The sequence below is a fragment of the Acinetobacter calcoaceticus genome (genome assembly GCF_016508255.1).
Taxonomy (GTDB): Bacteria; Pseudomonadota; Gammaproteobacteria; order Pseudomonadales; family Moraxellaceae; genus Acinetobacter; species Acinetobacter calcoaceticus_E.
In genome coordinates, this window is the sequence record NZ_JADVKT010000004.1 from 61,276 (window position 1) to 82,381 (window position 21,106).

The 21,106-nt window shown below is 40.1% G+C and carries 17 protein-coding genes and 4 tRNA genes; 9 read left to right on the top strand and 12 right to left on the bottom strand.

Annotated elements, in window-relative coordinates; translation table 11 throughout:
• From I5515_RS09675 to I5515_RS09685, 3 genes are read right to left on the bottom strand one after another with little or no spacing between them, the layout of a single operon-like run.
• Entirely contained in the window at positions 1-750 is a 750-nt protein-coding gene (locus I5515_RS09675; protein ID WP_199966183.1) for a type 4a pilus biogenesis protein PilO, read from the bottom strand.
• Entirely contained in the window at positions 747-1,388 is a 642-nt protein-coding gene (locus I5515_RS09680) for a PilN domain-containing protein (protein WP_199966185.1), read from the bottom strand. Before I5515_RS09680 ends, I5515_RS09675 begins: the two co-directional genes overlap by 4 nt.
• Complete coding sequence (locus I5515_RS09685) at positions 1,388-2,446, bottom strand: pilus assembly protein PilM (RefSeq protein ID WP_199966188.1); 1,059 nt, start codon at positions 2,444-2,446, stop codon at positions 1,388-1,390. The genes I5515_RS09680 and I5515_RS09685 overlap by 1 nt, the downstream gene beginning before the upstream one ends.
• A 161-nt stretch (positions 2,447-2,607) precedes the next feature.
• Between I5515_RS09685 and ponA the strand changes: the two genes are divergently transcribed.
• Positions 2,608-5,166 (top strand): penicillin-binding protein PBP1a, encoded by a 2,559-nt coding sequence (gene ponA, locus I5515_RS09690; protein WP_199966190.1) that lies wholly within the window; start codon positions 2,608-2,610, stop codon positions 5,164-5,166.
• A 93-nt stretch (positions 5,167-5,259) separates the two neighbouring features.
• Here the strand turns inward: ponA and I5515_RS09695 are convergent, their stop codons facing one another.
• The 8 genes from I5515_RS09695 to I5515_RS09730 all read right to left on the bottom strand — a co-directional run bounded on the left by I5515_RS09695 (position 5,260) and on the right by I5515_RS09730 (position 14,494).
• A complete protein-coding gene (locus tag I5515_RS09695) occupies positions 5,260-6,078 on the bottom strand; it encodes a putative RNA methyltransferase (RefSeq protein WP_199966192.1) in 819 nt (272 codons plus the stop codon).
• Positions 6,079-6,130: 52 nt separating this feature from the next.
• Positions 6,131-7,249 carry a phospho-N-acetylmuramoyl-pentapeptide-transferase gene (mraY, locus tag I5515_RS09700; RefSeq protein ID WP_199966194.1) on the bottom strand — a complete coding sequence of 373 codons (1,119 nt, stop codon included), beginning with the start codon at positions 7,247-7,249 and terminating at the stop codon, positions 6,131-6,133.
• Positions 7,250-8,650 (bottom strand): UDP-N-acetylmuramoyl-tripeptide--D-alanyl-D-alanine ligase, encoded by a 1,401-nt coding sequence (locus I5515_RS09705; protein ID WP_199966196.1) that lies wholly within the window; start codon positions 8,648-8,650, stop codon positions 7,250-7,252.
• A gap of 8 nt (positions 8,651-8,658) precedes the next feature.
• Entirely contained in the window at positions 8,659-10,158 is a 1,500-nt protein-coding gene (locus I5515_RS09710) for a UDP-N-acetylmuramoyl-L-alanyl-D-glutamate--2,6-diaminopimelate ligase (RefSeq protein WP_199966198.1), read from the bottom strand.
• 3 nt (positions 10,159-10,161) lie between these two features.
• Positions 10,162-11,994: a penicillin-binding protein PBP3 gene (gene ftsI, locus I5515_RS09715; protein WP_199966200.1), complete on the bottom strand. Its 1,833-nt coding sequence runs from the start codon at positions 11,992-11,994 to the stop codon at positions 10,162-10,164.
• Between the two features lie 11 nt (positions 11,995-12,005).
• Entirely contained in the window at positions 12,006-12,338 is a 333-nt protein-coding gene (gene ftsL / locus I5515_RS09720) for a cell division protein FtsL (RefSeq protein WP_199966202.1), read from the bottom strand.
• Positions 12,338-13,261 (bottom strand): 16S rRNA (cytosine(1402)-N(4))-methyltransferase RsmH, encoded by a 924-nt coding sequence (rsmH, locus tag I5515_RS09725; RefSeq protein WP_199966204.1) that lies wholly within the window; start codon positions 13,259-13,261, stop codon positions 12,338-12,340. Before rsmH ends, ftsL begins: the two co-directional genes overlap by 1 nt.
• A gap of 231 nt (positions 13,262-13,492) precedes the next feature.
• Positions 13,493-14,494 carry a sulfate ABC transporter substrate-binding protein gene (locus I5515_RS09730; protein WP_199966206.1) on the bottom strand — a complete coding sequence of 334 codons (1,002 nt, stop codon included), beginning with the start codon at positions 14,492-14,494 and terminating at the stop codon, positions 13,493-13,495.
• A gap of 399 nt (positions 14,495-14,893) precedes the next feature.
• On the opposite strand from I5515_RS09730, the gene I5515_RS09735 reads away from it, so the two are divergent.
• The 8 genes from I5515_RS09735 to I5515_RS09770 all read left to right on the top strand — a co-directional run bounded on the left by I5515_RS09735 (position 14,894) and on the right by I5515_RS09770 (position 19,924).
• Entirely contained in the window at positions 14,894-15,193 is a 300-nt protein-coding gene (locus tag I5515_RS09735) for a DUF4179 domain-containing protein (RefSeq protein ID WP_199966208.1), read from the top strand.
• Positions 15,194-15,309: 116 nt separating this feature from the next.
• Entirely contained in the window at positions 15,310-16,818 is a 1,509-nt protein-coding gene (gene gltX, locus I5515_RS09740; protein ID WP_199966210.1) for a glutamate--tRNA ligase, read from the top strand.
• 57 nt (positions 16,819-16,875) lie between these two features.
• Positions 16,876-16,951 (top strand) — tRNA-Ala (locus I5515_RS09745).
• A 25-nt stretch (positions 16,952-16,976) separates the two neighbouring features.
• Positions 16,977-17,052 (top strand) — tRNA-Glu (locus tag I5515_RS09750).
• Between the two features lie 128 nt (positions 17,053-17,180).
• Complete coding sequence (locus I5515_RS09755) at positions 17,181-18,602, top strand: amino acid permease (protein WP_199966212.1); 1,422 nt, start codon at positions 17,181-17,183, stop codon at positions 18,600-18,602.
• 119 nt (positions 18,603-18,721) lie between these two features.
• Complete coding sequence (locus I5515_RS09760) at positions 18,722-19,621, top strand: hypothetical protein (RefSeq protein ID WP_199966214.1); 900 nt, start codon at positions 18,722-18,724, stop codon at positions 19,619-19,621.
• Between the two features lie 121 nt (positions 19,622-19,742).
• Positions 19,743-19,818, top strand: a tRNA-Glu gene (locus I5515_RS09765).
• 30 nt (positions 19,819-19,848) lie between these two features.
• Positions 19,849-19,924 (top strand) — tRNA-Glu (locus I5515_RS09770).
• Between the two features lie 90 nt (positions 19,925-20,014).
• On the opposite strand, the gene I5515_RS09775 is transcribed toward I5515_RS09770, so the two are convergent.
• Positions 20,015-20,962: a hypothetical protein gene (locus I5515_RS09775; protein WP_199966216.1), complete on the bottom strand. Its 948-nt coding sequence runs from the start codon at positions 20,960-20,962 to the stop codon at positions 20,015-20,017.
• Between the last annotated feature and the right edge of the window lie 144 nt (positions 20,963-21,106).

Sequence of the window (21,106 nt, forward strand, 5' to 3'; positions counted from 1 at the left end):
CTATTTCGACTGTGTATTAGCAGTAGAAGAAACAGGTGCTACCGAAGCAGGAGCTTTTTTCTCTGGATGTTCAGCATTTTCTACGGCGCCCATATAACGATAAGTTTTTGCTTTAATAGAATAATTAAGCACAGGAATATCTGATTTACTATCTTTGACTGGTGCAGCTTCGACAACAAAGTCATGCATAGTCACAATACGTGGTAATGCTGCGATACTACTGACAAAAGCACCAAAAGCGTGATAATCACCAGTTGCTTCCATCGTAATCGGTTGTTCAATAAAAATTTCCTGCTTTACTTCATCTTCTAAACGGATATTTTTAAACTTCAGACCAGAATTTACCCCGGTTAAGTTGATATCTTCAACCAAGCTTGGAATTTCGGTTTCTTTTGGCAATTGCTCTAATTGTTGATTAAAGTTTGCTTGCATATCTTGAAGTTGAAGCTGATATTGCTGCAAATTACGTAATTTTGAATCTTTTTCTCGAAACTCATTCAACAAATTACTTTCTTGTGCCTGTGCATTATCAATTGCTTGTAGCTTTGGCTGAATAACAACAAAATATCCCAAAGCCAACACAGCAAAGAAAATGAAAATCCAGCAAGTAATTTTCACAGATAATGGCCAGCTACCATAACTGTTCATATCTAGTGTGTTAAATTGCTGAAGAAATTTCTCTAAAGTGATCTTTTTTTTCTTAGATGGAGCTTGTTCTAACGACAACTCATGAAGTTCTTCTGGACTCATTTAACCGCCCTCTTATTCGTACTTACAGACGTATTGGCGGTATCATCTGTTGTTGTCACCCCCACTTCGCCCAAATCAACAGTCACAACAAAACTGCCGTAGCTATCCTCCACTCTAGGGAGCAGCGAACTCGCAGTCTTATCTTTTTTCTCTTCGGTGACCAAGAAAGAGTTCATAAAAGCGTTGCGATACCATGGTGATGCTTCGAGCTTACGTAATAATTCTGCAACTGTATTTGGACTTTCCGCTTTACCTTCAATGGTAAATTTATCCCCAGTTCGACTAAATTTAGTCAAATACATCGCTGCAGGAGTTACACGTACCAATTCATCCACCAAACGCACGACAACTGGACGCTGGCTTTGTAAGCCCTGAATGAGCTTCATACGCTCGATAATGGCATCACGCTGTTCTTGCAAGCCATTTAAAGTTTTAAGTTGTTGATCTAGATTCTGATTTGTACTGCTGATGAGTTGATTCGCTTGTTCTTGATCATTTAATTTTTGATTCAAATAAAACCACCCGGAAAATACAGTGGTGATTCCAAGAACAACTACCCCAAAACATAAAATAATAAATTGTTTTTTACGTTGCTCCCTAAGCCCATCACGCCAAGGGAGTAAATTAATTGTTGCCATTAATCAAAACTCCTTAAAGCCAAGCCACATGCCACCATTAATGATGAAGCATCATTTTCAATTCTTTGAACATCGACTTGAGGAGAAAAACCCATTTGTAAAAATGGATTGGCAATGGTGACACGGTAACCAAGTTTTTGCTGCAATAACTTGGCAAGCCCAGGAATATTGGCATTCCCACCAGCGAGTAGAATGTGGTCTATTTCATTAAATTGTGATGAAGAGAAGAAAAATTGTAGAGATCTGGCCGCTTGCTGCACTACAGCATCTAAAAATGGCTCTAAGACTTCAATATCATAATCATCTGGCAAAGAGCGCTCTTTTTTAGCCCGCCCCGCTTCTTCTAAGGACAAGCCATAACGACTTTGAATTTCCAAAGTAAGTTGTTTACCACCAAAGACTTGTTCACGGGTATAAATGATTTTGCCATTTTGCATGACCGATAACGTCGTCATGGTATGGCCTATATCTAAAATACCAATGGTATTTGCACCCATTGGTAAGCTATCAGCAAACACACTAAAAGCGCGCTCAACAGCATAACTTTCCACATCAGCAAGCTTAGGTGTTAAGTCCACCAGCTCCAGCACTTCTACTCGTGTTTCAACATTTTCTGTTCTTGTTGCAACTAAAAGTACATTCACACGGTTTGGATTAGGCAGTCGATCTGGTAAAACCTCAAAATCGAGGCTCACTTCATCCAAAGGGAACGGTATGTACTGCTCCGCATCTAATCGAATCTGAACCTCTCGCTCATCATCATTCATATCTGCATCCATTTCGATGGTTTTATGAATAACCGTCGATGTTGGAACAGCAATTGCAGCGTTACTGGTTTGGGGATTTGCTAAATTCATCGCCCGCTCCAAAGCTTCTGCTACTGCTTCTGGATTTAAGATATTTTTTTCAACTACACTGTTTTCAGGTAAAGGCATCAAAGCATAGCTTTCTACCCAATATTTACCGTTCTTGACAGAGAGCTCCAACAACTTAACAGAAGTCGAACTAATATCGACGCCCATTAACCCCTTATTAGGTTTACGATATAACCTGAGCACACTATTGTCCTATTATTTTTTTATCCCCAAAAAAAATTACAAACCAATAATCTAGGTCTTTATTTTTACACGGATACAATATCTCATCTAACAATCCGCATGTCTAAAGGCTATACTGACCACAATTAGTTTGTATTCGATCTTATTAAAGCTTACTTATCATGAAAAAGCTATCCAGTTTGGGCTTCGTGCGTCCAATTTTTTTGATCATTATTATTATCTTAGTCTCACTTCCGATGGGCTTTTATGGCATGTATCTCTATATTGCCCCATCGCTCCCTGAAATGAGTTCACTAAAAAAAGCTCCGCTTTTAAAACCACTACAGGTCTACACATCAGATAATCAACTGATTGCCGAGTATGGTGGTAAGCTTTCTATTCCAGTTGAATACAAACAAATTCCACCTGCTTTTATTCATGCATTTTTAGCAGCAGAAGATTCTTCTTTCTTTGAACATAGCGGGATCAGCTTTAAAGGTTTAGGGCGTGCTTTAAGTGAAAGTGTCACCGGTTCTGATGTGCAAACTGGTGGTTCAACCATTACCATGCAGGTTGCCAAGAACTATTATTTGAGTCCAGAAAGAACGTTAAAACGTAAAATAACCGAGATCTTTTTGGCTCGAAAAATTGAGCAAAATTTATCTAAAGAAGAAATTCTCAGTCTTTATGTGAATAAAATTTTCTTAGGGAAAAATGCCTACGGTATCGCCGCGGCTTCAAAAATTTATTACAACAAAAGTATTAATGATCTAAGTATTGCTCAAATGGCAATGATCGCCGGCTTACCAAAAGCTCCATCTAAATACAATCCAGTAGTTAACCCTGAGCGTGCCCTTGAACGTCGTAACTGGATTTTAGGCCGCATGTTACAACTGGGCTATATTTCTCAAGCAGAATATCAAAAAGGTGTTGCAGAGCCGATCAATTTGAACATGCCCAATCGCGACCTAAATAACATTCATCCATATGCGGGTGAAATGGTTCGCTCGGAGCTTGTAAAACATTTTGGCGAACAAGCCATTGATTCTGGCTATAAAGTCTATACAACTATAAATGCTAAACGCCAAGCGATTGCAGAGAAATCTGTGCAAGATGGTCTTGAAGCTTATGACCGTCGTCATGGTTGGCGTGGTGCAGAAGCACACGATAAACCTTTAAGTGAATTTAGAGCATATGCCAACACCTACCCTGCACAAGTCAGTAAGGTAAATAGCAGCTCTTTTGAAGCTTTAATGCAAGATGGTACAACAGTTACTGTGCAGTGGTCTGGTATGTCATGGGCTCGCCCCTATCGCAATGCGAATAGTGTAGGTGGCGCTCCTTCCCGCGCATCTCAAATTGTTCAAGTTAAAGACATTGTCCGCTTACGCCCAAATGATGCTAAAACCGCATGGTCTTTAGTTCAGGTTCCCAAAGTTCAAGGTCAATTAATCGCAGTTAATCCTAATGATGGTTCAATTGAAGCAATTGTAGGTGGCTATAATTTCTATCAATCGAAATTTAACCGTGCTTTGCAAGGCTGGCGCCAACCTGGTTCCACGATTAAACCTTTTGTCTATGCATTGGCACTAGAACGCGGTATGACACCTTACAGCATGGTGAACGATAGTCCTATCACGATTGGCAAATGGACACCGAAGAACTCTGATGGCCGTTACTTAGGTATGATTCCATTGCGCCGTGCTTTGTATTTGTCTCGAAATACGGTATCAGTACGTCTTTTACAGACTGTGGGAATTGAACGTACTCGCCAATTATTCATGGATTTTGGTTTACAAGAAGATCAAATTCCGCGTAACTACACCATTGCATTAGGTACACCTCAAGTATTACCAATTCAAATGGCAACGGGTTATGCCACATTCGCAAATGGTGGTTACCGTGTTCAACCACATTTTATTCAGCGTATTGAAGATGCATATGGCAAAGTAATTTACGAAGCTAAACCAGAATATGCATGTATTCCATGTATTAATGCTCCTGAGACAACCCAAGATGCACAGGCAATTACACCAGATGATCAAGTTGTCGAAGTCACGAATAAAGAGTTAGAGCAGAAAGATAAGGCAGCCAAACAGCTTAACCTTAAACAGACAGATAAGAACAACAGTCAATATCGCCAAGCTCAGCGTATTTTAAAATCAAGCTCTGCTTATGATATGGCGAACATCTTACGTGATGTAATTGAGCATGGTACAGGTCGTGCTGCGCTTAAAATTGGCCGTAGTGATTTAGGTGGTAAAACAGGTACAACTAACGACGCAAAAGATGCATGGTTTGCAGGCTTCAATGGTAAGTTAGTTGCAATTACTTGGGTCGGTTTCGACCAACCAACTACATTGGGTCGCCGCGAGTATGGTGGTATTGCAGCATTACCAATCTGGATTAACTTTATGGATCAATCCCTTAAAGGTACTCCAGCTGCTTGGGTTAGCTTAGAAAAAGATGCACAAGCCCCTATTTCTCGTGACAAAAAAGCGGGCGTTACTGAAGTAGGCGATAAGAAAACATATCGTGCAGCTCCACCATTAGCGCGTCCACTATATCGTCCTGCACCGCCACAACCGAAAGCCAACACCAACAATGACTTTGCCGATTTACCGGGTGAAGAAATTGTTATTCCATCAAAAGCTACGCCTCCTGCGATGAAACCTTCACAGGGAGCAGCACCGAAGCGTGAGAAAGACGAATTAGAAAATCTGATTAATCAGATTGAATAGCAAAAAAGAAGCCATCATCAGATGGCTTCTTTTTTACGCTCTTAAAATAGATCGTTAGATGGCTTCTTTTTTTGCGCTTTTAAAAATAGACTATTAGCTAGCTTCTTTATTACGCTTCTGAAAGACATAGATTTGAAAAGATGCCGTTACTTCTAATTGCGACTGCTGCTCTAACTGTAAACGACGCTCGGGAGAAGCTTTATAAGCATAAGGCGTCATAGCAATCAGATTTTTTAAGGCCTGTTGATCAAGAACAAACGGCGCATCAATAATTTGCTCTTGCTTTAGCTCAAACAAATCTTGCAACTGCTCTACAAACTTTTCTGGTGTATGAGGGTTAACCTGCTCAAATAAAGCCTCACGCATTGCATATAAATGTTCAGATGCAGGTGTGACAACAATTAAATATCCATCATTTTTTAAAACACGTGCAATTTCTGATTGTGGAATTGGACTAAACAAACTGGTACATGCATCCATGCTTTGATTGAGCACAGGTAAAGTCGCCCCAGTTCCCACGACCCAAGTCACTTTGGCATTGAGCTTTGCGGCACGTTGCACCGCATTTTTTGCGATATCAACACCAACACATTGCTCCACCACTTGTTGCATGGCACTAGTGTAGTAGCCCTCACCACACCCAATATCAAGTACGGTTTTTACATCTAGTTGTTTTAATAAAGCGACGACAGCATGTTGTAAAGGTTGATAATACCCAGCTTGTAAAAAAGCTCGTCGTGCATCGACCGAATCTGGCGTATCTCCAGGGTTTTTACTATGCTTATGTTGCACAACATGTAAATTCACATAACCTTGTTTAGCGACATCATAACTATGCCCTTGTCCACATCGCCAAGTTCTTTGATTTAAATCCAAGGACTGATGACACACAGGACACATCAATACGCTCATGTTTTTCTCTCAATAAAAAAGCCGGCAATGCCGGCTCTTGTTAAAACCTTTCTTAACGCAATTTTAAAGTCATTAGACCTAAAACTACTAATATAATTGTAATAATCCAAAAACGAATCACAACTTGGGTTTCTTTCCAGCCCTGCTTTTCATAGTGATGGTGCAATGGCGCCATTAAGAACACGCGCTTATTACGCATCCTTAGCGATCCAATTTGCAAGAAGACAGATACTGCCTCCATTACAAACACCCCGCCCATAATCGCAAATACGATTTCTTGGCGTACCATGACAGCAATTGTTCCAAGCATAGCACCTAAAGCTAAAGCACCAACATCACCCATAAAGATTTGCGCTGGGTGTGCGTTATACCAAAGGAATGCCAAACCTGCACCAATCATGGCAGAACAGATTACAACAAGCTCAGAGGTATATTTCACATAGGGAATATGTAAATAGTTAGCAAAACGAATATCACCTGACAAATAAGCAAATACACCTAAGCCAGTAGCCACCATCACAACAGGCATGATTGCCAAACCATCTAAACCATCAGTTAAGTTAACTGCGTTAGAGGCACCATTAATCACCAGATAGGTAAATACAATAAATGCCAAGCCTAAAGGTACAATAGAAAGTGGAATTGAAAGATTCTTAAAGAAAGGAATCAATAAATCCAGCATATTTGCTGTGTGTTCTGCATTCGATTGATCACTTGCAATTAAATATAGCGCGATGCCAGCACCGAGTGATGCAATAGAAGTCCAAAAGAATTTCTTACGGGCAGGTAAACCAGCATTGTCTTTATAGCGAATTTTAATCCAGTCATCTGCCCAGCCAACTGCACCAAACACGACCATTACACCAAGCACAATCCAGACATAAGGGTTAGATAAATCAGCCCAGAGTAAAGTACTAATACCAATTGAAAGCAGAATTAAAATCCCGCCCATGGTTGGTGTACCCATCTTCTTAGCATGATTTTCAGGAGCAAATGAACTTACTGCCTGACCGTATTTTAACGCTTGTAATTTACGAATCATGATCGGTCCAAGGACCAAACCAATGGTCAGTGATGTTAATACACTGAGTAAAGAACGTAATGTTAAATAACGAACGACCTGAAACGAACTGTGATAGCCCGCAAGGTGTTCAAACAACCATAACAGCATTTAAAGTTTCTCCATCAAATCAGCCATCAACGTTTCCATATGAGTAAAGCGAGAACCTTTAAATAGGAAACTCATGGACTGGGGTTGATGTGTTTGGATTAGATTGATTAGAAATGGAAGCGCCTCAGCTTGTGTCTGAAATGCTTTCACTTTATTAGAATGAGAGTCTGCACCCTCGAGAGCGGCTGAAGCAAATTGTCCAACTGCAATAATATGATCTAGAGGAAGCTCGGCAAGATCATGGCCTAAATCATGATGTTCTTGCCAACTGCCATCTCCCAACTCACCAATATCACCCATTACCATCACTTTTATGCCTTGTTGCTGCAACAATACTTGTGCAGCAGCACGCATAGAATTCGGATTGGCGTTGTAAGTATCATCAATAAATAAGTAAGGAGATTTTTGAATAAAGTTCAAACGGCCTTTAGCACCCTGAGCTTGCTCCAAGCCTTGAACAATATCTTCAAGTCCAATACCAAGCGCCAAGGCAAAGGCTACAGCCGCAGTGGCATTTTGCACATTATGCTCACCTGCAAAAGGGAGTTTAACGGCACTAATTCCTTGCGGCGTATGTAGGGTAAAATTTGTGGATTGAGGCAATAACTCAATATCTGTTGCATAAATATCGCCCCCTAGACCAAATGTAGAAATGCGATGTGCTTGCGCAGCTTTATGAATTTCAGCAGTAAAGTCATCTTGTTGTGGAACGATTGCAACGCCATTTGGCAAAATATGACGATAAATTTCTGATTTAGCGCGGTAAATACCTTCACGTCCACCAAACTCGCCCAAATGAGCTGTCCCAATATTTAAAATGCCTGCAACATGCGGCTGAACTAATTTAGAAGTGTAATCAATTTCACCCTGATGACTTGCACCCAGCTCCATTACAGCAAACTGATGTTCTTTTCTCAGCTCAAGCAGCATCATGGGCACACCAAGGTCATTATTTAGATTGCCACGGGTGATTAATGTCGGCGCTAAGCGCGATAATATACTTCCCAACATTTCTTTAGTTGTGGTTTTACCACTACTGCCTGTTAAAGCAATTACTTTTAATTGCGTGTTTTGCTCACGACGATAAGCTCCAAGGTGCCCCAGAGCCAAGCGAGTGTCGGCAACAACCAATTGTGCAATATCTACATTTAAAGGGCGTTCAACAATTGCGATTTGACAACCATTCGCTGCAACCTGAGCTACAAAGTCGTGCGCATCAAAACGCTCACCCTTAAGTGCTAAAAAAACATCCCCAGTTTCTGCATGACGAGAGTCTGTCAAAATACGTTTAATTTCAGTTTGAGGTATCTGGTCTTTATGCCAGTAGCCTTGTGTTGCCTGTTGTAATTGTTGAGTTGTCCACGGTTCCAAAGGCACGGTACTGGTGGTTGAAGTATGCATAATTTGTCCTATTGTGCAGGGTAAGCAGCGTGTACAGTATGAGGTTGTGCAGCAATTGCTGATTGTACTTCAACAACATCATCAAACCAGTGACGCACACCATTAATTTCTTGATAGTTTTCATGGCCTTTACCAGCAATAACGACTATATCACCAGCTTGAGCTTGCTGTGCAACAAACTTAATTGCTTCACGGCGGTCATGAATTTCCTGCATGCGATGCCCAGAGAAATCAATTCCTTGCTTCATATCAGCAAAAATTTGTTCAGGGTCTTCTGTTCTTGGATTATCCGAAGTCAAAATAATCGGATTCGCCCCATCCAAAGCTGCTTGCGTCATCAAAGGACGTTTACCACGGTCGCGGTCCCCACCACATCCGAAAACGGCCCAAAGTTGATTCGAAACATGACGTTTTAATGTTTTAAGCACTTGAATTAAGGCATCTGGTGTATGTGCATAATCAACAACAAATAAACGTTCACCATCACGAATGACCTGCATTCGTCCTGGAGCCCCAATCAAGTGAGGGACAAAAGCGACTAATGCTTCTAAATCAAAACCTGCTTGCTCAGCAGCAATAAGTGCTGCAATCAGGTTTTCAACATTGAAATGTCCCAATAATGGACTTTGAACAGCAAAAGAACCTTGCTGGCAAACTAAATTAAAAGTCGCCCCTGCTAAACTGTAACTTAGGTCACTAATATAATAATCCGCTGTATTTTGAGTAAGCGAATACGTCAGAATCTTTGGCTGAGCAGGATTTTGCTTTGCTGCATTTATCATGAGAGCTGCATGCTCATCATCAAGATTAATAACAGCCACTTTTAAAGAATTGAAGCGAAATAAAAGAGCCTTTGCTTCTGCATAAGCTTCTAAAGTGCCATGATAATCCAGATGGTCACGACTCAAATTGCTATAAACGGCAATCTCAATAGCACAACCATTTAAACGCCCCTGCTCTAAACCATGTGAGCTTGCTTCCAAAGACGCAAAAGTTGCGCCTTGTTTAGCATAATCATGCAACGCATTTTGTAGTTGTAAAGCATCAAGCGTAGTATGAGTTGATGGCGTTAAGTCAGGCAAAATCCCATTGCCTGTTGTACCCATAACGGCGCAGCGCTGTTGTTGTGAACTAATTAATTCAGCAACCAAACGTGAAATTGTCGTTTTACCATTTGTACCAGTCACGGCAATAATACGTACTGGTGTAACAGGGTCTATATGCTGTAAATAACGTTCTTGCCATTCACCCATACGCTGACGTACATCAGGACATACCCACTCATTATGCACACCCAATTCAGTTTCACTAATAATAGCAAGTGCACCATTGGCTAAAGCTGACTCAGCAAATATACGCGTTTTTTCAGGTTGGCTATAACTGGTCAAAGCAATAAAGATTTGGCCTGACTCAACCTTACGACTGTCCAAACTAAAGCCATGAAAAGACTGCTTAGACCACTGTGCATCAATCTCGACTAGATTAATTTCTTGAAAAGAAACAGACATAGCTTACCTGCGAATAGGGTTTACTGAAGTATCAAGGGGTTTATCAAGCGGCACATTCATTAAACGCAATGATTCTTGCATAATACGTGCAAAAACAGGTGCCGCAACCAAACCACCGTAATAACGGCCTTGTGGATTTTCAACAACCACAATCACAGCTAAACGAGGATCACTAATTGGCGCTACACCGGCAAATAAAGCACGGTATTCATTATTAGAATAGCCTTTACGGTCCGCACGAAGTTTATGAGCTGTACCTGTTTTACCGCCAACACGATAACCTGGAATATTAGCTTGCTTCGCAGTACCACCAGGCATAGTCACCTGCTCTAGCATGAGCAAAACCTGATCTGCAATTTTCGGAGCAAGAACTGGTTCACCCTTAGGTGCCTGATCAAGCTTATGCAAGCTTAAAGGCATTTTCACCCCATGATTTGCAAGCATTGCATAGCCTTGCGCCAACTGAAGAATAGTCGCATTCAGACCATAACCATAGGCCATGGTTCCAATTTGGGAAGAGTTTAATTTACTTACTGGAAGCACTAAACCTGAGCTTTCACCAGGGAACTTCACCGCAGAACGCTTACCAAAACCAGCACGATTAAAGAAGCTTGGTAGTGTTTCTTTTGGAAGTGACAATGCAATTTTTGCAGAACCCACGTTTGAAGACTTGATAATCACGCCACTTACAGTTAAAGCACCATAATTATGCGTATCACGAATCGTATGCCAACCTAAACGCATTGAGCCTGGAGAGGTGTTTACAATAGTATTAGGCGTATATTGCCCAGTTTCTAAAGCAGAAGAAATTGTAAATGGTTTCATGGTTGAACCTGGTTCGAACATATCAATCGCACCGCGGTTACGCATGGCATCTTTATTAGATAGCCCATTTTTATCATTCGGGTTATATGACGGCCAACTGGTCATTGCCAGAATTTCACCAGTCTTAACATCTACAGCAATTGCTGTTGCCGAACGAGCATTATTTGCAACACCGGCTGCGGTCAACTCTCTATACATAATGTATTGCAAACGAGAGTCGATACTTAAAGTGATGTTTTCGCCCGGTTCACCCTCACGAATAACCTCGGAAACTTTCAAACGGTTTCCGCGCTTATCACGAATAACTTTTTGCTCACCATCCACACCGGATAGCTGTTTATTGAGCTGCATTTCCAAGCCTTCAATCCCTTGGCCTTCACTATTGGTTAAACCAATAATCTGGGCATTTGGCTGTGGCTGAGGATAATAACGCTTATACGTTTTCTCGGCATATACCCCTTGAAAGTTCCCCTTCGTAATGAGGTCTGCCTGTTGCGGTGGTATTTCTTTCTTCAAAACCAGATAACGAGAACGTGGTCGCGCATTCATCTGTTTTTTAAGATCGGCACGATCTAAGCCAACGACATCTGCCAACTCATCAAGATTCAAATTTTTATCAGGTAATTGTCGTTTTAATTTACGATTATTCGGATCTTTCTTTAATTCCGCTGTAATTTGGTCATATAAGTGCTTGGTATCGAAATAATCACGTGGATCCATGACGATTTTCATGATCGGTGTACTAATTGCCAAAGGCACTCCATGGCGATCACTAATCACACCACGCATGGCTTCCACACGCTCAGTACGCAAAATATTGGCATTAGCCTTGTTTTGTAAAAAATCCTTATTAATTACTTGTACATAAAATGCACGCGCAATTAATACAACAAAACAGAGTAGCACTACTGCCCAGAGCAGATAAAACCGCCACATATCAAAAGCAAGAGTTGGTTTTTCCGAAATAGACTGCTGTTTTTTCCGTGTTTGTTTTGTTCGCTTATCTACCATACAGCAAGGCCTTACTTATTTTGCTCTGAGGTCATTGGTAAAGAAATTACCACCGTTTCTGCAGCCGGTGGAGAAAACATCCGTAGCTGAGTTACAGCACGCGTACCAATCTGTGCCGTTGCACCAAAGGTTTGTTGCTCAATGAGCAAACGTCCCCATTCAGCATTGAGATCATCACGTTCACGCATATAAGAGCTAAGCTCTCTATAATCATGACGATATTCAAATACTTGAAATACCACCATCATGGCACTCATAAAAACGAGCGCCACTAAGACTGTATACACCACAACTTTTTTCACCACTTTGTTTTCTGTGGTTGCGATTTCATCACTGCTTTTCATTACGCGCCTTTTTCTTCCAAGCGTTCAGCAACCCGAAGCCATGCACTACGTGACCGAGGGTTCGCTTTTACTTCTTCTTCACTCGCACGAACCCGTGAAATTTTCTTTAATCTTCTTGTATCTACGCGCTGCTCAGGCATTCCCCAACCGAAATCTTCTGCCAACGTAGATTCTTTTTGAATAAACTGCTTAATCAGTCGGTCTTCAAGGGAATGGAAACTAATAACAGACAAACGTCCTTCCGGTTTTAGTAAGTCTACAGCTTGCGGCAAAAACACTTCAATATCTTCTAGCTCTTTATTAATAGCAATCCGAATTGCCTGAAATGTACGTGTCGCTGGATGTTTATGTTTTTCCCATTTTGGATGGGCGGTTTTAACAACTTCTGCCAATTGAGCGGTTGTATCTAGTTTTCCAGCTAGTTTAATGGCTTTAGCAATACGTCGACTATAACGCTCTTCACCATATTGATAAATAATATTTGCTAATTGTTCTTCTTCAATTTTAAGTAACCACTCAGCCGCAGTTAAACCTTTAGAATTATCCATTCGCATGTCCAACGGACCATCTTGCATGAAACTAAAACCACGCTCAGCCTGATCAAGTTGAGGAGATGAAACCCCTAGATCAGCCATAATACCATCAACGCTCATCACGCCAATTTCCTGCATCTTCTCTTTGATATCAGCAAAACTGGCATGAATGATGGTAAATCTTGGATCTTCTTGTGCCAAGGCAGCAGCAACTTCCAATGCTTGAGGGTCTTTATCAAATGCATAGACTCGTGCATTTTCATCAAGTTTAGAGAGCAAAAAACGTGTATGCCCACCTCTTCCGAAGGTTGCATCGATATACACCCCTGTTGTGCGATCTGCCAATAAGCTCTCAACGGTCTCAAAAAGTAAGACAGAAATATGCGACATAGGTGTTAAATCATTGCGTAAAAATGTAACTGCACATTATCACCTTGTTTACGACCAACGCCAAACGGCTTTTTGTAGGAAAATATTAATTTTTCATAGATAAAACCGTTTTGTTAGCATTTTTTAAGCAAAATAAGAAAGCAAGCCAACCTTTTCAAGTTAGCTTGCTTCTTTATTAAGATTTTTCTTTTAAGTTTTCTTTGCGAATTATTGTTTTCTAGGTAATTTTATTTATTGCTTTCCATCATAAATTTGATCAAAGATCGCCCCATTAGCAAAGTGAGTTTTTTGAGCTTTAGCCCAACCGCCAAAAACATCATTAATAGTAAATAATTTAATTTTTGGGAATTGCGCTGCATATTTAGCAGCCACTTGCGCATTACGCGGTCGGAAATAATGTTTAGCAGCCAACTCTTGACCTAAAGGTGAATATAAAAAGTTTAGATAGCCTTTTGCTAAAGTTCGGTTGCCATCTTTATCTACGGTTTTATCTACAATCGCGACAGACGGCTCTGCCAAAATTGAAATTGATGGGTAAACAATTTCATACTTATCTTTATCAGGTCCTTTAGTCGCCAATAAAGCTTCATTTTCCCAAGACAATAAAACGTCCCCAATTCCACGTTCTGCAAATGTTGTTAACGAACCACGTGCTCCCGAATCAAGTACTTTTACATTGTGATAAAGTTTTTTAACTAACTCACGTGCTTTAACATCATTTCCGCCTGGTTGTTTTAAGGCATAACCCCATGCAGACAAATAAATCCAACGAGGTGCACCACCTGTTTTAGGATTAGGCGTAATAATTTCAACACCTGGTTTTGTTAAATCATTCCAGTCGCGTATATTTTTCGGATTACCTTTTCTTACTAGAAATACAACAGTAGAAGTATAAGGCGCAGAATTATTCGGAAATTCTTTTTGCCAATTCGGTTTGATAAAACCCGCTTTCACGATCTCATCAATATCATTAGCTAATGCTAACGTTACAACATCAGCTTCTAGACCAGTGGCTACTGCCCGAGCTTGTTTACCTGATCCACCATGTGACTGTTTAAAGTCAACATCCTGTCCTGTACGCTGTTTCCAGAATTTACCAAAAGCCTGATTATATTCTTGATAAAATTCTCGGGTCGGATCATAAGAAACATTTAAAAAAGAGGTCGCGGCCTGAGCTGCTGTTACCGCCATGCCTAAATACACAGCTATGGCCATTATTGATATTTTTTTCATTTACAAAATCCATCATTAGTTTTAGTTTTACTATATTTTTAATTTTATAATTTACAATCAATTACTTATATTAATATATTTTTTATTAATCTCTTTAAAATATATAGATTAAGATGTCTAAATGATTTTATTTTTGAAAAATTTTGTAATTATTCTTACAACTTAATGAGGGCCTTCACTTTATCTACACATTAATTTGTTAAATAATGAAGCGTAAAGGATACATATGGTCTACATTTGAGTCGACCAGATTAAAATATAGGTAAATTTTGTAAAAAGTGTGACACAGTTCCACTTTTTTATTAAGATTTATGTTTAAATCGTAGCATTACCGTAATTTTACATTTTGTTAAACTCAAAAAATAGATGAAATGTAATGAACAGAGGGGATGATTAATAATGAAAATTCATTATGGAAAAGCGTTAAGCTTAAGTTTGGTGCTAGGTTTAGCATCACAGTTTTCTGCTGCTGCAGCACTAAAAGATACTCCAAACAAAAGTGGATCAGATAAGCAGACTTCACTTATTGAAAAAGCTTTAGACCAACAGAAACGTAATCTCGTTGTATTACCTTCTACAGATGATGAGCTTAAAGTACTCAATACTATTCGCGTTACACCGACTCAAAATTTTCTCGCTGCTCAGCATGAGCGTTTTTCACGTTTTGTTCAGGCAATCTTTCAGCCGCATACTTCTTAAAACCTGAAACACCCCCTCTTCGTTTCAGCTTTAGCCCAGTCTGATGTTAAATAAAACGTCAGAATACTGGGCTTTTTCGTTATAATAGTTTCAATTTTTATTTTGACCCATTACCTATGAAAGTTCGTACTCGTATTGCACCTTCCCCTACCGGTTTTCCTCATGTCGGCACTGCCTACATCGCCTTATTTAATATGTGTTTTGCGAAACAGCATGGCGGAGAATTTATTTTAAGGATTGAAGATACAGACCAGCTTCGCTCTACACCAGAGTCTGAAAAAATGATTTTAGATTCATTGCGTTGGTTAGGTCTAAATTGGTCTGAAGGTCCAGATGTAGGCGGTCCTCATGCACCATATCGCCAATCTGAACGTATGGGAATTTATAAGCAATATGCATTAGAACTTGTTGAAAAAGGTCATGCTTTTTATTGTTTTGCTACAGCAGAAGAACTAGACCAGATGCGTGCGGAACAACAAGCACGTGGTGAAACACCAAAATATGACGGTCGTGGGTTAAAACTTTCTCAAGAAGAAGTGACACGTCGCTTAGAAGCGGGTGAACCGCATGTTATCCGCATGAAAGTACCTGAAGAAGGTATTTGTAAATTTAATGACTTATTACGTGGGGAAGTTGAAATTCCTTGGGCACAAGTCGACATGCAAGTTCTTCTTAAAAATGATGGCCTACCAACTTATCATTTAGCCAATGTTGTCGATGACCATTTAATGGAAATCACTCATGTATTGCGCGGTGAAGAATGGCTTCCATCTGCACCAAAACATCAGTTGCTTTACCAATATTTCGGTTGGGAAATGCCAACGCTCTGCCATATGCCGTTATTACGTAATCCAGATAAATCGAAATTATCTAAACGTAAGAACCCAACATCAATTAACTATTACCGTGATATCGGCGTTTTACCAGAAGCCTTATTAAACTATTTAGGCCGTATGGGTTGGTCAATGCCGGACGAAAAAGAAGTGTTCACGCTACAAGACATGATGGATAACTTTGATATTCAACGTGTATCACTAGGCGGACCAATTTTTGATGTTGAAAAACTGAACTGGCTTAACGGTCAGTGGATCAAAGGTTTAACCCCAGGCCAATTGTTAGACCGTTTACTCACATGGAAAAGTGATCGAAGCACTTTAGAAGATATTGCAGCTGCCATTCAACCACGAATTAATTTACTCTCAGAAGCAGTGAATTGGGCTGGTTTCTATTTTAACCATATGCCACAAATTACCGCAGAAATGTTTGAAAGTAAAAAGTTGACCCAAGAACAAGTTCGTCAAAGTTTACAATTTGCAATTTGGCGTCTTGAAGGCCAATTCACTTGGAACAATGACACTGTTAGCCAAACTCTAATGGATCTTGCGAACCAGATGGAGATTAAATTACGCGATTTCATGCCAGCGTTCTTTATCGCAATTGCGGGTTCAACCAGCTCAACACCTGTAATGCAGTCAATGGTTACTCTTGGGCCTGATTTAACTTTCGCTCGTTTACGTCGCGCTCTAGAAGTGGTGGGTGGACCAAGCAAGAAAGAAGTTAAAATTTGGGAAAAACTCAATGAGAGCTTAAAATTGCCGAAAAATGAAGCAACTAGCGAAGCTTAATTCATTTTTTTATTGACGTGTGAGCGCATTAACCCTAATATTGCGCTCACACAAACTGGGGTCATAGCTCAGTTGGTAGAGCGCTACAATGGCATTGTAGAGGTCAGCGGTTCGATCCCGCTTGACTCCACCACGCTCCTTTGTGTTTGCCTCATCAAGTCCCTATCGTCTAGAGGCCTAGGACATCGCCCTTTCACGGCGGTAACCGGGGTTCGAATCCCCGTAGGGACGCCATATTCTGCTTTAAAAATTATAAAAAGACGCTATCGTCACCTTACTGTTTATTCTTTATCTCTTTCTAGATTGCACATTTGTCTATTTTATCTAAAATAGCGTCTTTCTTAATTCTCTCAATGTGTAATATGCAGCCATCTGACAATCAACTAGATGCTCATCAGCATCAGAACAGTACTGCACCTTTAAAAAGAGCCATGAGTACTCGCCATCTTGTTATGCTATCACTAGGCGGGGCAATCGGAACTGGTTTATTTTTAGGTTCAGGGGAAGTCATTTCACAAACTGGAGCTATTGGCGCAATTATTGCCTATATTCTTGGTGGCGCGATTGCGTATATGGTCATGCTCTGCCTAGGAGAGCTTGCTGTACACATGCCTGTTTCAGGTTCTTTTGGTGCCTATGCCAAAAAATATATTAGCCCTAGTACAGGCTATATGATTTCTTGGATGTACTGGCTGACTTGGACTGCAACGCTTGGAACTGAATTCACAGCTGCGGCATTACTCATGCAGGAATGGTTCCCACATATTTCAATGTGGATCTGGACAATTGTTTTTGCAATCACTATTTTTGGCTTAAATATTAGTTCAACTCGCATTTTTGCTGAGTCTGAGTTTTGGCTAGCTCTTATTAAAGTTATTACCGTTATTGCTTTTATTGTGCTCGGCCTATTAGCAATTTTTGGTTTAATTCCTTTTCATGGTAGCCAAACTGCACCGCTATTTAGCAATCTTACAGCTCAAGGCTGGTTTCCACACGGTTTAATTCCTATTTTTACCACCATGCTCATTGTTAACTTTGCTTTCTCAGGCACAGAATTAATTGGCGTAGCAGCAGGTGAAACCAAAGATCCAGCTCAAAATGTACCCAAAGCAATTAATGCGGCGATTTGGCGTCTTCTTATTTTCTTTGTCGGCACCATTATTGTTATTAGCGCTTTACTTCCCTTCCAGCTTGCAGGTTTAAGCAGTGAAAGCGTGAGTAGCAGTCCTTTCGTTACCGTATTTAATTATATTGGCATTCCGTATGCAGATGACATTATCCGGTTTGTAATTATTACAGCTTTGCTTTCAGCAGCAAACTCAGGACTTTACGCCGCTTCACGTATGATGTGGTCACTGTCAGAACAAAAATTATTACCTAGCGTATTTGCGACTCTTTCAAAAAGCGGAACACCTATTGTTGCCCTAGTTGTAACAATGTTTGGAGCAATTCCAGGTTTGTTATCCGAGCAATTTGCACCAGAGACTATTTTTAAAAATCTACTCGGTGTCGCTGCTTTTACCATGGTTATTGTCTGGATGAGCATCTGTTTAAGTCAATTTAATTTCCGTCGCCAATGGTACAAATCTGGTCATACAGTTAAAGACTTACAATACGCTGCTCCGTTATTCCCTATCGTCCCGATTTTAGGTTTTATTTTCTGCTTTATTACTTGTTTGAGTATGGCAGCAGACCCTGAAATGCGTGCTGGTTTTGTGGGCTGCCTTATTTTTACAGCTTTATGTTATATCAGCTATTTTATTTTTTACCGCAATAAAGCCTAAACCACTCTAATTGGATTAAAGTGTAGCAAAAAGCTACACTTTTTTTTGTCTACATACTGGTTTTATATATCGTGTCGTTGTAGATTAAAATTTATATTAAAAACAATTCCTTGTATAGAATGAAAATTATACTTATCCATGGGATGAATCAACAGAATTACACAGCACATAGCTTGAAAGAGCATTGGTTAAAAGTATTTAAACTTGGCCTAAAACAAATGCCTTGCAAAGTTAACGTGCGCGATCTTCATATTCATATGCCATTTTATGGCGATCTGATGACTAAATATCAGTTAAGCAATCAATTAAACCCCAACACTTTATTACCTAAATCATTTTTAAATAATTATTTACCTATTCACTTACATCACAATCATCCTCCAGCTAAAGAACACACGCCATTTGTCCCATTACTGCTACCAGCAACTGATCCCGCTGAGAAAAGTTTTTCAGAACGACTCTATCTGACTTCTCAGCTCGTAAAAGACCGAGTACTCAAAGAGTTGGTTGTTCTTTTAAATAACTTCCCTAAATTGCATGAAAGCTTGATACAACAGTTTCTGATTGAAACTTATATGTACTTATCTAATCCTGAATTTATGCAAGAAGTGAATGAGCGGATTTTAAAGAAAATGCGAGAAGAGGAAGAGTATATTGTCGTTGCACACTCTCTCGGCTCAGTTATTGCCTTTAACCTACTTTCAAACCCAGCACATCGATTTTCAGTTAAACGATTTATAACATTAGCTTCTCCTCTATCCTTTCGGGTTATTCAGACTAAGCTTCCGAGCCCAATTGTCAGGCCACCCTGTATTCACGGCGAATGGTTTAATTTTTATTCTCAAGATGATTTTCTGACCGCATTTCCATTATGTGAAGCTCCTTTTAACTTTGATCCACCTATTATTAATCAGAAAATTTTCACCTTCGCCAACCAGCCACATGAGATTTTAGGATATTTACAACATCCCTCCGTGATAAAGGCAATTATTGAACCTTTTCAAAAAAATGAGGGCTAAATGTATATATTTTCTACAATTTGAGTCATTTTTAATCACTTGATTGTTTTTTTTAATATTTATTCAGAAAACTATTTGACACTTTTATTAAATCGACCTAATATACGCCCACCTCTGAAACGTCCCTATCGTCTAGAGGCCTAGGACATCGCCCTTTCACGGCGGTAACCGGGGTTCGAATCCCCGTAGGGACGCCAGTAATTTTTTCAGATGTATGCCTCACATATGTCCCTATCGTCTAGAGGCCTAGGACATCGCCCTTTCACGGCGGTAACCGGGGTTCGAATCCCCGTAGGGACGCCAAATTCTAAAAAGCCACTGCATAATGTCAGTGGCTTTTTTCTTGCCTAAAAAAAGAAAAGCCAATCAATGACTAGCTCTTCCGATATTCTATTAGCTCGCAATTCCCACTTGTACTTCAAGACGACCAGACTGTACCCGTAATCCTCTAATTTCAAATTGATCTACCAATTGCTGGACCAGCTCTCGGCTTTCTCTCAAAATATTTAAACCCGGTAAAATACTGAAATCAGTCAAACTCAAAAGCTTTTCAACCATCCATGAACGGTTATTAATAAAGTCAATAAATCCTGCTTGCTCTAGGTCAATAAACCACATACGGTGGCCATCGCGTTGGATGCCCGGAATATCACCTATCAAGTGATTAATGAGTGATGGAATCGGCAACATATTCACCACTTCAAAACCAACACGACCAATACGGCGCACGGCCCAATTTGACAGCGTTCCTCCATGCCGAATCTGGACATCGAGACTTTCATCCATTTGACGTAGGCGTAAAAACTTTTCCTGCCCAATACGACATTCCAACACTTTAAAATCTAAACTTAAACGATACATGAAACGATGATAATGCCCATCGATCTCGACTTGAAAACTGTCATTACCACATTTAATTTTAATATCATCAATTTCAGAACGGTCTATGCGTTTACGAATTTGATTGTTTAATAGCATTTCCGGCAAATACAGCGTTAAAGTGCTCTTCCCCAAAAATGTACGCGCCATTATCAAGGCGACTTGACGAGCAGTTTCACTAGTTTCAGACACCATATCTCTTACAGTGCCTGCCGCCAGATTAGTCATTCCAATAACGCCACGTCTGGTGTGGGTAGTCACTTGGTCAAGCGCATCTAATGCAGCATCAGCGACCTCTGCAATATTACGTGTCGTATCACTGGCGAATCCAACCGCATCGTGGGCATGTTGCAATGTCTTATGCAGTAATCGACGAGATAATGACGGTTTTGCGGTATCTGGGGTGGCTACAACCGATGCTGTCGTTGTAGGCTTCGACTCATTGTCATCTTGTTGACCCAAGTCCCTCTCCTTTTTATATTTATTCCACGTCCTATTTACGAGTATTTAAGCTCATTTATAGTGCTAATTACACTTCATTTTTCTGTAGATTAGCATGCTCTACAATATTATTTTAATTTTTATGTGTACGAATAAATCATCTGT

Coding starts and splice junctions, on each gene's coding strand:
- I5515_RS09675 (WP_199966183.1), bottom strand. CDS start 750: ATGAGTCCAGAAGAACTTCATGAGTTGTCGTTAGAACAAGCTCCATCT.
- I5515_RS09680 (WP_199966185.1), bottom strand. CDS start 1,388: ATGGCAACAATTAATTTACTCCCTTGGCGTGATGGGCTTAGGGAGCAA.
- ponA (WP_199966190.1), top strand. CDS start 2,608: ATGAAAAAGCTATCCAGTTTGGGCTTCGTGCGTCCAATTTTTTTGATC.
- I5515_RS09695 (WP_199966192.1), bottom strand. CDS start 6,078: ATGAGCGTATTGATGTGTCCTGTGTGTCATCAGTCCTTGGATTTAAAT.
- mraY (WP_199966194.1), bottom strand. CDS start 7,249: ATGCTGTTATGGTTGTTTGAACACCTTGCGGGCTATCACAGTTCGTTT.
- I5515_RS09705 (WP_199966196.1), bottom strand. CDS start 8,650: ATGCATACTTCAACCACCAGTACCGTGCCTTTGGAACCGTGGACAACT.
- I5515_RS09710 (WP_199966198.1), bottom strand. CDS start 10,158: ATGTCTGTTTCTTTTCAAGAAATTAATCTAGTCGAGATTGATGCACAG.
- ftsI (WP_199966200.1), bottom strand. CDS start 11,994: ATGGTAGATAAGCGAACAAAACAAACACGGAAAAAACAGCAGTCTATT.
- ftsL (WP_199966202.1), bottom strand. CDS start 12,338: ATGAAAAGCAGTGATGAAATCGCAACCACAGAAAACAAAGTGGTGAAA.
- rsmH (WP_199966204.1), bottom strand. CDS start 13,261: ATGTCGCATATTTCTGTCTTACTTTTTGAGACCGTTGAGAGCTTATTG.
- I5515_RS09730 (WP_199966206.1), bottom strand. CDS start 14,494: ATGAAAAAAATATCAATAATGGCCATAGCTGTGTATTTAGGCATGGCG.
- I5515_RS09735 (WP_199966208.1), top strand. CDS start 14,894: ATGAAAATTCATTATGGAAAAGCGTTAAGCTTAAGTTTGGTGCTAGGT.
- gltX (WP_199966210.1), top strand. CDS start 15,310: ATGAAAGTTCGTACTCGTATTGCACCTTCCCCTACCGGTTTTCCTCAT.
- I5515_RS09755 (WP_199966212.1), top strand. CDS start 17,181: ATGCAGCCATCTGACAATCAACTAGATGCTCATCAGCATCAGAACAGT.
- I5515_RS09760 (WP_199966214.1), top strand. CDS start 18,722: ATGAAAATTATACTTATCCATGGGATGAATCAACAGAATTACACAGCA.